Origin of the sequence: Rothia sp. 27098_8_161, assembly GCF_041432905.1 — a bacterium.
GTDB lineage: Bacteria > Actinomycetota > Actinomycetes > Actinomycetales > Micrococcaceae > Rothia.
On record NZ_JAPWAL010000005.1, the window covers coordinates 116,132 to 128,590 of the forward strand.

11 protein-coding genes and 1 tRNA gene are annotated in these 12,459 nt (G+C 59.6%); 2 read left to right on the forward strand and 10 right to left on the reverse strand.

Annotated features, from left to right (window positions below; genetic code table 11):
• Positions 1–123: 123 nt before the first annotated feature.
• From O3648_RS03395 to O3648_RS03405, 3 genes are all read right to left on the reverse strand, one after another.
• The gene (locus tag O3648_RS03395) at positions 124–1,179 is read right to left on the reverse strand and encodes a 3-isopropylmalate dehydrogenase (protein WP_279788868.1); all 1,056 of its coding nucleotides are present in this window, start codon (positions 1,177–1,179) and stop codon (positions 124–126) included.
• 229 nt (positions 1,180–1,408) lie between these two features.
• Complete coding sequence (locus tag O3648_RS03400) at positions 1,409–1,567, reverse strand: hypothetical protein (protein ID WP_279754190.1); 159 nt, start codon at positions 1,565–1,567, stop codon at positions 1,409–1,411.
• Positions 1,568–1,640: 73 nt separating this feature from the next.
• On the reverse strand, positions 1,641–1,787 hold the full coding sequence (locus O3648_RS03405; protein WP_279740275.1) for a hypothetical protein: 147 nt from the start codon (positions 1,785–1,787) through the stop codon (positions 1,641–1,643).
• 7 nt (positions 1,788–1,794) lie between these two features.
• Between O3648_RS03405 and O3648_RS03410 the strand changes: the two genes are divergently transcribed.
• Both O3648_RS03410 and O3648_RS03415 read left to right on the forward strand, forming a co-directional pair.
• Positions 1,795–3,237 (forward strand): histidine kinase, encoded by a 1,443-nt coding sequence (locus tag O3648_RS03410; RefSeq protein WP_371568438.1) that lies wholly within the window; start codon positions 1,795–1,797, stop codon positions 3,235–3,237.
• 64 nt (positions 3,238–3,301) lie between these two features.
• A complete protein-coding gene (locus O3648_RS03415; RefSeq protein WP_371568441.1) occupies positions 3,302–4,156 on the forward strand; it encodes a response regulator in 855 nt (284 codons plus the stop codon).
• 112 nt (positions 4,157–4,268) lie between these two features.
• Here the strand turns inward: O3648_RS03415 and O3648_RS03420 are convergent, their stop codons facing one another.
• The 7 genes from O3648_RS03420 to ilvC form a co-directional block, all read right to left on the reverse strand.
• Positions 4,269–4,628 carry a DUF86 domain-containing protein gene (locus O3648_RS03420; protein WP_371568443.1) on the reverse strand — a complete coding sequence of 120 codons (360 nt, stop codon included), beginning with the start codon at positions 4,626–4,628 and terminating at the stop codon, positions 4,269–4,271.
• Complete coding sequence (locus O3648_RS03425; protein ID WP_279740281.1) at positions 4,625–4,942, reverse strand: nucleotidyltransferase domain-containing protein; 318 nt, start codon at positions 4,940–4,942, stop codon at positions 4,625–4,627. Before O3648_RS03425 ends, O3648_RS03420 begins: the two co-directional genes overlap by 4 nt.
• Before the next feature lie 157 nt (positions 4,943–5,099).
• Positions 5,100–7,856 (reverse strand): FtsX-like permease family protein, encoded by a 2,757-nt coding sequence (locus O3648_RS03430; RefSeq protein ID WP_371568445.1) that lies wholly within the window; start codon positions 7,854–7,856, stop codon positions 5,100–5,102.
• Between the two features lie 3 nt (positions 7,857–7,859).
• On the reverse strand, positions 7,860–8,627 hold the full coding sequence (locus O3648_RS03435; protein WP_279740285.1) for an ABC transporter ATP-binding protein: 768 nt from the start codon (positions 8,625–8,627) through the stop codon (positions 7,860–7,862).
• 388 nt (positions 8,628–9,015) lie between these two features.
• The gene (gene metG, locus O3648_RS03440; RefSeq protein ID WP_371568447.1) at positions 9,016–10,560 is read right to left on the reverse strand and encodes a methionine--tRNA ligase; all 1,545 of its coding nucleotides are present in this window, start codon (positions 10,558–10,560) and stop codon (positions 9,016–9,018) included.
• A 383-nt stretch (positions 10,561–10,943) separates the two neighbouring features.
• A tRNA-Lys gene (locus O3648_RS03445) sits at positions 10,944–11,016 on the reverse strand.
• Between the two features lie 212 nt (positions 11,017–11,228).
• Positions 11,229–12,257, reverse strand: a complete 1,029-nt coding sequence (gene ilvC, locus O3648_RS03450; RefSeq protein WP_005508646.1) for a ketol-acid reductoisomerase — start codon at positions 12,255–12,257, stop codon at positions 11,229–11,231.
• Between the last annotated feature and the right edge of the window lie 202 nt (positions 12,258–12,459).

Here is a 12,459-nt window from a genome sequence, read left to right on the forward strand (position 1 = left end):
CATGTGCGCCTTTTCTCCCATTCAGGATATGAACAGGTGAAGCCCGGAAGGTATGTTCCTTCCGGGCTTCACGGGTGTTTCGCATTCAGCTGCTACGGCTGATAAGTTTTAGCCGCGTGGATTTTAACCGAGGCGTGCGAGCACGTCTGCACCGACCTGATCGGTTCCGCGCATGCTCGCGCCGTTTTCGCGCATATCTGCTTCGACAGCGTCCTCAATGCGGGCTGCGGCAGCATCGTGACCAAGGTGACGCAGCAGCATCGCGCCGGCGAGGATTGCGGCGGTGGGGTTTGCTTTGTTCTGGCGGGCGATATCCGGTGCGGAGCCGTGTACGGGCTCGAACATGGAGGGAAACTCGCCGACGGCGTTAATATTGCCGCTTGCCGCGTAGCCGATACCACCGGTCACTGCACCGGCGAGGTCAGTTATGATGTCGCCGAAGAGGTTATCGGTGACAATCACGTCGAATCGGGCAGGGTCGGTGACCATGAAGATGGTGGTGGCGTCAATATGCAGGTAGTCGGTCTCAACCTCGGGGAATTCAGCCGCGATTTCGGTGAAGTAGCGGTTGTAGAGGCGGCCTGCGTGGGTGAGCACGTTGGTCTTGTGCACGAGGGTGACCTTCTTGCGGCGGGTGGAAGCCAGCTCGAAGGCGTAGCGCACTAGGCGCTCCACACCGTGTGCGGTGTTAAGGGAGACTTCGGTGGCGATTTCGTGGGGGGTGCCGCCGCGGATAACGCCGCCGTTGCCGATGTAGGGCCCTTCAGTGCCTTCACGCACGACGACGAAGTCGATGTTTCCGGGGTTGTCAAGCGGAGAAACTGCACCGGGGTACAGGCGGGAGGGGCGCAGGTTGATGTAGTGGTCAAAGGCGAAGCGCAGCTTCAGGAGCATTTCGCGTTCGATGAGACCGGAGGGAATCTTGCCGCTGCGCGGGTCTGCACCGATGGCACCAAAGAGGATCGCGTCGTGCTGCTTGAGGGCGTCCATGGTGGAGTCGGGCAGAGTTTCACCAGTTTCCAGCCAGTGCTCAGCACCGAGCTTGTAGTGGGTGGGGGTCACGGTGATATTTTCGAGCTCGCAGGCGCGGGCGAGGATGCGCTGGGCTTCGGTAATGATTTCGGGGCCGATGCCGTCACCGGGGATAACGGCGAGGTCGATGCTACGTGCTTCAGTCATGCCTCTACCGTAATACGCGCCGCGGGTGGGCGGTAGAGTGTACGGGCGGGGTCTCAGACTCTGGGCTAATCCCTATCCCTGCCCGGCAACACCTCCTGAATTCTGGGGGTTCTGGATTTTGTGGCGTTCAGATCCCACCGGTTAAAACGATATTCCTCGACTGAATAATCAGCCGGGGAATATCGTTATGATTTCTCACTCAGTGTGAGAGCCCTAAGGGTCTATGCAATTACGCGGTGCGCTTGCAGAGGGAGACCTTGACGTAGCCGTTACCACGTGCGCCACGAGCGGTCGGAGCGTTGCCTGCGGACTCGATAGTACCGCCGGAAAACACCGGGAGCCACGTAGGAGCCACCAGCACCACCGAACTGTGCGAAGCCGGAGCCACCCTTATCGCCAGCGGTGGAGGAGCTGAAGGGCTCCTGCTTGTTCTGCTGGTAAAGCTCAGAACACCGTAGATGTTAGCCCTTGCTGTACAGCAGGGGCTGCTCGCCACCGACGCCGCCGTTGCCGTAGTCCATACCGCCGGTTGCGGGGCGAGTCTGCCAAATCGCTGTGCTATCAATGCAGGGCTCGGACGCCAGGTAAGCTACACCACCTCGATACACTGGAAATATGCCCCTCAAGTACACCGAATCCCAGCAGAACCCACAACACAGCACAGCAACAGCCGAACCCGGCTACGCCGTAACGCATACCCGCGGCATCTCAGAAAGCAACGACCTGCCCGCTGACGCAATCACTGCCTCCAGCCGCGTGCAAAGCTACCTCAGAGACAAACGTGGCTGGATGAACGTCATCGTCGTCGCACACATGCAGTTATTCTGCTGCGTGCTCTCCACTGCCTTCATCAACAGCTACGGCTGGATCCCGGTCATCTCCGCGGTCTGCAGCACCACCGCACTCTACTTCCGCTACCGCTTCCCCTACGGAAGCATCTACGTGGTCATCGCGGCGCTCTGCATCACCCTCCTGTCTCCCTTCCCCAACTCACTCGCCATCACCTGCTACCCGCCGGTCAGCCTCGCCGCATACCACACCGGCAGGCACTGGGCCCGCCGCGCCCGCTTCCGCTCCCTCATTCTCGGCTGGGTCGGCGCACTCGCCGTCACCGTACAGACCTTACTCTCACTCCTCTACCACTGGGACGACATACCCGCCCGCATCTTCATCTCCCTGATGCTCGGCGTACTCTGCGGATCTATCTTCACCGTCTTCTGGTTCCTCGGCGACTCCCGCCGCATGCGCGAACTGCGCAGCGAAGAATTCGAAGAACGCGCCCGCCGCCTCGAATACGAGCAGGAACAGGAACGCCGCCTCGCCGCACAGGACGAACGCACCCGCATTGCCCGCGAAATGCACGATATTGTGGCACACTCACTGTCCAGCATTATTTCTCAGGCGGATGGGGCACGCTACGCCGCCGCAAGCGCCCGCACCGCACGCGCACAGCAAACGCAACTGGAAGAGCAGGTTGAGCAGCCCGGTCAAGCTCAGCTGCAGAGCGCACCGGACATTGCGGAGCAGACCCTCGAACTCATCGCAGATACGGCACGCGACTCCCTCACCCAGATGCGTTCCCTACTCGGGCTACTGCGCACAGACGAGGCAACCTCCTACGTGCCCGTGCCCACCCTCAGCAATGTACCCGCCCTCGTGGAGCAGAGCCGCCGCGCCGGGCTACCCGTCACTTTCACCGGAATCACCGGCACCATGGCGCGCACCCTGCCGCAGGGTGCCGAGCTGGCGGCGTACCGAACCGTGCAGGAGGCGCTCACCAACGCGCTCAAGCACTCCCCCGGCGCGGCAACCGCCGTCACTATTCACTGGGGTGAGGACGGTCTGCACATGCGGGTGCAGAACGACCCGGTTTCTGCTGTTTCCTCTGTCTCGACCTCAGCCTCGAATCAGCACACCAGCAGCCCGGTACCCGGTAGCGGTAACGGTCTGCGCGGCATGAGCGAGCGCATCGCCCTCTACCACGGCACCCTCACCTACGGTCTGCAACCCGATGGCGGCTGGCTCGTTGAGGCAACGCTCCCCTACCGCAACCTCTAATACCTCTATACCCTGTTCGCTCCTCTTATTCCTCTACCCCACCACTGTGACTAGGATTGAAACTATGTACTCTTCCGTACCGCAGAACGCCCAGCCGATCCGCGTGATGCTCGTTGACGACCAGCGCCTGGTGCGCGGCGGTCTGAGCATGCTCGTCAACTCCCAGCCGGACCTGCAGGTCGTCATGGAAGCTGATGACGGCCTGGCAGCTATTGACGTTTTTGACCGTATGGTCTCTGAGGGGCAGGCACCGCAGGTCATCCTCATGGATGTGCGCATGCCGCACTGCGACGGGCTAGAGGCGGCGCGCCGCATTCTGGAGCGTGACACCCAGCGTGAAGTGTCCGAGGATGAGCGGGTGCGCATTATTATGCTCACGACTTTCGATATTGATGAGTACGTGTATTCGGCGGTGCGTGCCGGGGCGAGCGGTTTTTTGTTGAAGGATACTCCGCCGGAGCAGCTGCTGGAGGCGATTCGTACGGTGCACCGCGGCGATGCGGTGATTGCGCCGTCTGCGACTCGCCGTCTATTGGAGCAGATGATTCCGGTGCTGGATTCTCCCGATCCTGCCGCTCCTGTTACCGAGTCTGTTGTTCCTGCCGCCGAGTCTGTGCAGGCTACTCCCCCGGCTGCTGGTCCTGAGATTCCTAAGGCGACGTTTATTCCGGCTGATTCTACGAGCTTTGAGCCTGTTGCTGATTATCCGCATCGCGAGTTGATTGAACAGTTGTCACCGCGTGAGTTTGAGGTGCTGGGTCTGATTGCGCGCGGCTTATCGAATGCGGAGATTACGCGGGAGTTGGTACTTTCGGAAGCGACGGTGAAGACGCATGTGTCGCATGTGTTGGCGAAGCTGGGTGCGCGTGATCGTGTGCAGGCGGTCATTATGGCGTATGAGGCGGGTATTGCCCAGTAGCCGTTCCCTAATATATAGGAATACGGCAGGCTAGAGAGCACGGCAAGCTAGAGGACACAGCAAAGCCCCGGCGGGCGCCTCCTAATCGAGGCACCCTCCGGGGCTCTATTAGTTAGGTGATTTCTTGTATCGCGTCGATGATTCGTTCAAAGTCGCTCATCAGCTCAGGCAACTTATTCCGGGCGACGTCCCATGGGACAGCAAAATCAACACTCACATAGCTGTGAGAAATGATGTTACGAATAGCAATGAGGTACTGCCACTCAGCCCGTTCATACCGTTCATAATCTTCTGGGTATTTTGAACGAATTCTATTGAGGGTTTCGCCAATGACCTGAAAGCGCATGCAGAGCGCGTCCTGGACCACCCCGTTTGAGCCGTCTATCAGGTCTTCATATCGCTCGGGCGTAAAAGCGTAGATACGCTGAGCTGACTCAAGAATCAGAGAGAAGTCATCAAGCGAGCTTTTCATAGCGGCAGCTCCACCATGTCCGGTTCTGCTTCCGCATAGATGCCGGGGCGCAATTGGGTAGCCATATCAACGCTACGGCCGGTCAGTTGTTCAATGCGGTGCTGAGCATCCACCATCTGCATGAACTCATCAAAAGGGGCTACACCCGGCATCTGCACCAGAAAATCCAGGTCGCTGGTTTCGGTCAGCTCACCGCGGGCAGCGCTGCCGAAGAGTCGGGCACGGCGCACACCGGCATCACGGAGGATCTGAAGAACCTCCGCTTCATGGGGTAGCGTGTACCCGCGACGCAGATTGGGGTGGCTAGTGCTCATACACCCATCATACGCGCAAAGCCAGGCTACAGGTCTGCTCCAAGAGCCTGAGAGCACAGTAAAGCCCCGGCGGGCGCCTCCTAATCGAGGTACCCTCCGGGGCTTTACTATCTCACGCTGAGTATCCGGGTTTGCCGGGTACTGTGACTATGCCGGGTTAGCCGCGCATACCCTCAACCGGGGACATGCGAGCCGAACGAGCCGCAGGCAGCGCCGAAGCGAGCATCGCGGCGAGTACACCCACAATGAGGATGACCACGTACCAGATGTACGGCAGGTCAAGCACGAGCGGGGCGCTGGAGCTTACGGCAGCCATCACAATCTTCGCGGAGACCGCACCGATGACCGTACCGGCAATCATGCCGAGCACCACTGCGGCGAGCGTAATCAGAATCGCCTCAATGGAGATCATGCGGCGCAGCTGCTTGCGGGACAGACCCAGCGAGCGGAGCATCGCATTCTCACGGCGGCGTTCGTTGACCGACAGGGTCATCGTGTTCGCCACACCAATGATGGAGATAACCACTGCGAGCATGAGCATCACCAGGGTGAAGGTCAGCATGACGGTCAGCAGCTGGTCAAACGTCTGGCGTTCCTGCAAGCCACCGGTGAAGGAGCTGTCAGGGCTGGCACGGTTCAGTTCAGTCTGCAGGGTCACGTTCTCGCTACTGGTCAGCGGGGATACCGCACGCACCAGAATGACGGTGTCGTTACCGCGTGCCTGGCTGGTGACGGTCAGATGTGATGCCTTTGTCTGAGCTTCCTGGTCACCGCTCGCGATTGCTTCTTCCAGGCGCTTCTGAGCTTCCTCAGCGGCGGGGTTAGCAACTACCTGCGGGTTCTTGGCATCCTGTAGTTTAGCGGCGGTGGCAGGGTTGACAATCAGCAGGTTCTGTTTGGTTGCGGACTTGACGGGCTTGAGTTCCACTTCGCCGAGCGGGCCGCGCGCCTTCAGACGGCTGGACTCATTCAATCCAGCGGACTTCCAGAGCCCCTGCGGCACGAGCACGGTGTCGTCAGCAAGGTTCGAGTTTTCGTCGGGCAGGATTGCATTCAGATCGGAGGAGCTTAGCGCCACCAGATCGGAATTCTGGTTGGCGGTCTGGCCCTCGTACTCGACGGTGTAGTCAACCACACCGGCTGCGTAACCAACAGCGGATGCCTGAACGTTCTTAATACCCTTGACCTTGGAGGCGATATCCTCCGCCTTGGTCACCGTGGAGGCAGCCTCAGACTGGTCGTACGAGCTGTAGTTCGCCTGCGCAGAAATCGGGTACTGCTGATCCAGTGCCTTGACGAACGATGCGCTCAGAACCGTGTAGCCAGTCAGCACAATCGACACCACCAGGGTGCCCACCAGCACGGCGCGGCCGGTGGAGACGGTACGCTTGGGTGAACGCAGCGCGTTGGCGAGCGCAAGCTTACCGGTCTGGGTGCGGGTAACCGTGCCGAGGGCCCGTACCAGCGGAGGTAGTACCAGCGGGGTGATGAGGAAGACCGCAATACCGAGCAGCAGTGCGGCGAGCATGCCGAGGAAGATCGCGGAGTTACCGTCACGTTCGGTGCTGGTTGCCTTATCGAGTGCAGCCACAACAGCGACCACGCCGCCGATGGCGAAGAGGGCACCGATGATGGGGCCGATCTTGCCGGGCTTGCTGACTTCGCGGTTAGTGTGTTCGCTCATTGCGCTAATGGGCGAGATGCGCAGGGCGCTTCGTGCCGGGGAGAGTGACGCCAGAACCGTCACGATGGTGCAGAGGAGCACACTCACCAGAATCGGGGTGATCGAGTAGGAGATCATGATGGTGGTGAGGTTTGCACCAACAAGCGCGCCAACCGGGTAGGTCAGCAGCGCACCGATGAGGGAGAACACCACGCCCACGGTAATGGATTCGACGAGTAGCATCCGTACGAGAGAGCCGCCGCGGGCACCGAGGGTACGCAGCAGAGCCAGTTCACGAATGCGCTGGCCAACCAGCACCGCGAAGGTGTTGGAGATGACGAAGGAGGAAACCAACAGAGCCAGTGCCGCGAAGGCACCCAGGACCACGCTAATGGAGGTGAAAACCTCAGAGATGCTCTTCTGGAAGTCTTCCAGCAGCTTCTGACCGGTCATAACGCGCGGGTCGTTCTTAGTGTCGCCGCTGCTGAGGGAGTCCTGCAGGCTCTTGAGTTTGGCGTCGGTTACGCCGTCCTTGAACTTGAGGTAGATGAGGTTCGCGCCAGCCATGCTACGGTAGCCTGCCGCCGAGCTACTGTTTTCTGTCTCGGCTGCTTTCAGGGTGGCTTCGCCGAGGCTGGTGCCGCCAATGAAGACAGCCTGGTTGGTGGTGGAGCCTTCAAAACCGGGGTCGAACAGACCGACGACGGTGTATTCGGCGGTCTTGTCAGTACCGGGGGCGCTGACGGATTCTACAACGTCGGTGCTGGTGACCTTGCCGTTCAGCGAGAGGTTGTGCTTCTTCGCGAAGTAGGTAGAGACCATGATTTCGTGGTCGCTACTGGGGATTTTGCCCTGTACCTTGTACGGAAAGAGGCTCGAGTCGGCGGGCAGCTGGTTGTACTGCACGGGAGTTTTCTGGTCGCCGGTACCGATCGAACCCGTGACAGCGTACTGTACCCAGTAGCCGGAGAGCAGATCGCTCTTTTCTACTTTCTGAATCTGGTCACGAGTCAGGTAGATAGAGGTGCTGTCTTTACCGTCGCTGGTTGTGGCGGCGGAGGCGACGACCGCCTCGGCGCGGGAGAGCACGTCACCCACGGAGGAGTTAACGGTCGCCTGCAGCGAGTTGGTGAGCATCATAATGGCGGCGATGAAGAAGGATGAGATCGCGATGCCTATGCCCGTGAGGATGTATTTTCCTTTGGAAGCGCGCAGATTGGAGCGCGCCACCGTGTTCAATGTGGTTGCCACGGCTTATCGACCTTCCAGCTGTGCCATTGCGCCAAGGACGGCGTCGTAGGTGGGTTCGATCATTTCGCCGGCGACCATGCCGTCCTTGATGAAGACCACGCGGTCTGCGTAGGAGGCAGCATTTGCGTCGTGGGTAACCATGAGGATGGTCTGTGCGTGGTCGGTTGCGGCTGCACGCAGCAGACGCAGCACCTCGGCTCCGGAGTTGGAGTCGAGGTTACCGGTCGGTTCGTCGGCGAAGACCACTTCGGGGCGTGCGAGCAGGGCGCGCACGATGGCGACGCGCTGCTGCTGACCGCCGGAGAGCTGTTCGGGGCGGTGGTCGAGGCGGGTTTCCAGGCCGAGGGTCTTGACCAGGTAGTCGCGCCACTGCGGGTCCGGCTTCTTACCGGCGAGGCCCAGAGGCAGGTCAATGTTCTGGCCCGCGGTGAGGGTGGGCACCAGGTTGAACGCCTGGAAGATGAAACCGATGTGTTCGCGGCGGAACTCGGTGAGGGCGTTGTCCTTCAGGCCGAAGAGCTCGGTACCGCCAATACGGATGGAGGTCGCCGGGTTCGGGTCGGGGGTGTCCAGGGTTGCGATGGTCTGCATCAGCGTGGACTTACCGGAACCGGAAGGACCCATAATTGCGGTGAACTTACCCTGCTCAAAGTCAACGGAGACGTTGTTGAGGGCATGGACAGTGGCTTCACCGATGCCGTAAGTTTTGGAAAGGTTTCGTGCGGAGACGGCAGGCTGTGCCGTCTGTGCGTGATGAGTTGTCGTAGTCATGCTTAAATTATTTCACACAGCGTGGCGCTGACTAGTGGTTTTTTCTCATCCTCCAGGTTGATTTTGGTGGGTGGGCACCGGGTCTTTATCTATGGATTCAGAGTGCCCCACTAACTCCGCGGGCTGAGCTGAGCCTGTGCCGGGCTGGGCTGGATGCAGGCCTCATCCTTAAGGATGAGTGGCGGCTCAATCGGCGTTCTCACAGTGCATCCTTACCCCGCTTCCCTTACCCCTGCTTCTCTGCCTCGTACCCGTACCTATATATGCGAAAACCCCCGGCTCCTCCCCCGTCTGGGGTGGGGAAGCCGGAGGCTTTCATAGACTATCCGTTATAGCGCTATCATTGCAGCGCTATCTCAGGCGCTGTCCACTAGTGTTCAGGCAGTTGTTATGCCTTGGGCGCTTCGTAGCGGGGGAACACCGGTGTGGGTGCGGGCAGTTCCGTGCCGGGCACGAGCGCGGTACCGATGGCTGCGAACTGGCGTGCGTCGCCTTCGGGTACGCCGAGCAGGGTCAGCAGCTTGGCGGTTGCGTCGGGCATGACGGGCTGCAGCAGCAGGGCGACCTTGCGTACGACTTCGAGGGTTACGTACAGTACGGTGTTCATGCGGTCGAGTTCGCCGTTCTTGCGCAAGGTCCAGGGTTCCTGCTCTGCGAAGTAGGCGTTGGTGTCTGCGAGCACAGTCCAGATGCGTTCCAAAGCGCGGTGGAATGCCTGCTCGTCGAAGTCTGCACGGACCGGCTCGTAGAGGGCTGCCGCCTCGTCGAGGATCTTGCGGTCGGCTTCGGTGAATTCGCCGTGGGTGGGCACCGCTCCGCCGCAGTTCTTGGCGACCATGGACAGGGAACGCTGGGCGAGGTTGCCGAGGTTGTTTGCCAGGTCGGAGTTGATGCGGTTGATGATGGACTCTTCGGAGTAGGAGCCATCCTGGCCGAAGGATACCTCGCGCATGAGGAAGAAGCGTACGGCGTCCAGGCCGAATGCGTCGACGAGGTTTGCGGGGTCGACGACGTTGCCGACGGACTTGGACATCTTTTCGCCGTTCACGAGCAGGAAGCCGTGGCCGAAGACGCGCTTGGGTAGCTCCAGGCCGGCAGACCACAGGAATGCAGGCCAGTAGATGGAGTGGAATCGGGTGATGTCCTTACCGATGAGGTGCAGGTCGGCCGGCCAGTACTTGGTGAACAGTTCGTTGTCGGTATCGGGGTAGCCGAGGCCGGTGAGGTAGTTGGTGAGGGCGTCAACCCACACGTACATGACGTGCTTGTCGTTGCCGGGTACGGGTACGCCCCAGTCGAAGGTGGTGCGGGAGATGGACAGGTCGTTGAGGCCGCCCTTGACGAAGGAGATCAGCTCGTTACGGCGCGATTCGGGGTAGACGTAGCCTTCGTTAGCGTAGAGTTCAAGGAGCTTGTCACCGTACTTGGAGAGGCGGAAGAAGTAGGACTCTTCTTCGGTCCATTCGACTTCGGTGCCGGTGGTGATGGCGTAGCGCTGGCCGTCGCGCACTTCAGTTTCATCTTCTGCGTAGTAGGCTTCGTCGCGTACGGAGTACCAGCCGGCGTACTTGTCAAGGTAGATGTCGCCGTTTTCTTCCATGCGCTTCCAGATGGCCTGGGATGCGGTGTAGTGGTCGGGGTCGGTGGTGCGGATGAAGCGGTCATAGCTGATGTTCAGCGCATCGTTCATTGCTTTGAAGCGTGCGGAGTTCTCGTCGGCAAGTTCCTTAGCGGTCTTACCGAGCTTCTCTGCGGTGGTCTGCATCTTCTGGCCGTGCTCGTCGGTGCCGGTCATGAAGCGCACGTCGAAGCCGTCGAGGCGCTTGAAGCGGGCTAGCACGTCGGCTGCGATGGTTTCGTAGGCGTGGCCGATGTGCGGGTTGCCATTAGGGTAGGAGATGGCGGTGGTGATGTAGAACGGAGTTGCAGTCATAACTTTCAGTTTACCGCAGTCTTAGGCTAGGCTCTCACCCTGGTTATGTATAGTCTGAAATGCGACGGCCCAAACACCAAGCCGCCAAGCAACAGACCAAACCGTGACAACCCTCCCCACCCGGTTCGCTAGGCACGGGGTGCACACGAAACTACCGTGCACCCCAACAAACCGGCGGGATAACGCGCCCCTGCCGAACCTGCAGAAACCACCTGAGGAATCGGTGTCGTCCGTAGTGACATCAGGGTGTCCGAGCTCTGCGAGGACAGGTCCCCTTGTAGGAACGAGGGCGAACACCGATTCCTCAACCCATGAAGACTGCATTTCAAGGAGAACGCAAAAATCCCGCCGATTCCGAAGAATCAGCGGGATTTTCTTTGATGTGCGCCCCCTGGGACTCGAACCCAGAACCCATTGATTAAGAGTCAATTGCTCTGCCAATTGAGCTAGAGGCGCTTATTTATTTTTCAAGGTCTCCCTTGCAACGATTAAATACTATACGGCATTTTATGAATGCCTGCAACTCAATTAATAATGAACTGCATCACACATTTGCCAGGTGGTGCTTTTCAGCTTGAAATAGCAAAGAATCCGGCGCTCCACCCCTCCTCTGTGTGGGGCGAGAGGTGAAACGCCGGATTCTTAGAAAGCTATTGCTGAGCTACCGTTTAGCGAGCGACGGAACCTTCGGTGTAGTCGTCGTCAACGGAGTTCCAGGAGAACAGCTCGCGCAGCTTGCGGCCGGTTGCCTCGATGGGGTGTGCCTCGCCCTTTGCGCGCAGTTCCTTGAACTCGGGTGCGCCTGCAGCCTGGTCTTCCATGAAGCGCTTTGCAAAGTTGCCATTCTGGATGTCTGCTAGGACAGCCTTCATGTTTTCCTTGACCTCGGGGGAAATCACGCGGGGGCCGGAGACGTAGTCGCCGTACTCTGCGGTGTCGGAGATGGACCAACGCTGCTTAGCGATGCCACCCTCAATCATCAGGTCAACGATGAGCTTGAGCTCGTGCAGAACCTCGAAGTATGCGATTTCGGGCTGGTAGCCAGCTTCGGTGAGGACCTCGAAGCCGTACTGGACGAGCTGAGAGGTGGAGCCGCAGAGGACTGCCTGCTCGCCGAACAGGTCGGACTCGGTCTCTTCGGTGAAGGTGGTCTTGATGACGCCTGCGCGGGTTGCGCCGAGGCCCTTTGCGTAAGACAGCGCCAGTGCGAGTGCTTCGCCGGATGCATCCTTCTCAACTGCGACCAGGGCGGGAACGCCGCGGCCTGCTTCAAATTCTCGGCGGACGGTGTGGCCGGGACCCTTGGGAGCAACCATTGCCACGTCGACACCCTCAGGGGCGGTGATGTAGCCGAAGCGGATATTGAAGCCGTGTGCGAAGAACAGTGCGTTGCCGGGCTTCAGGTGGGGTTCGATGCTTTCTGCGTAGACCTTTGCCTGGACCTGGTCCGGGGTCAGAATCATAATGACGTCTGCTTCTGCTGCTGCTTCTGCAACGGTTGCGACTCGCAGGCCTTCTGCCTCAGCCTTGGCACGGGACTTGGAGCCCTCGGACAGACCGACGATGACCTTCACGCCGGAGTCACGCAGGTTCAGTGCGTGTGCGTGGCCCTGGGAGCCGTAGCCGATAACTGCTACAGTGCGACCCTGAATCAGGGAGAGGTCTGCGTCGTCGTTGTAGAAAATGGTTGCTGCCATTTCTTCTCCTCAGTAAGTTTGGTATGCGGCCCAGGCTGGGCTCAACATTGACTATTCTACTTGATAGCTTTTGGGGTGCAGGCTTACGAGAGTGCTTCTCAGATTTTGACTGAAAGTATTTGTACCCTGCTTTATCGGGGGGACCGGGGTTTTCGGTGCCGGATTTTCTGTACCGAGCTTTTCAGTACCTGGCACTCCCCGC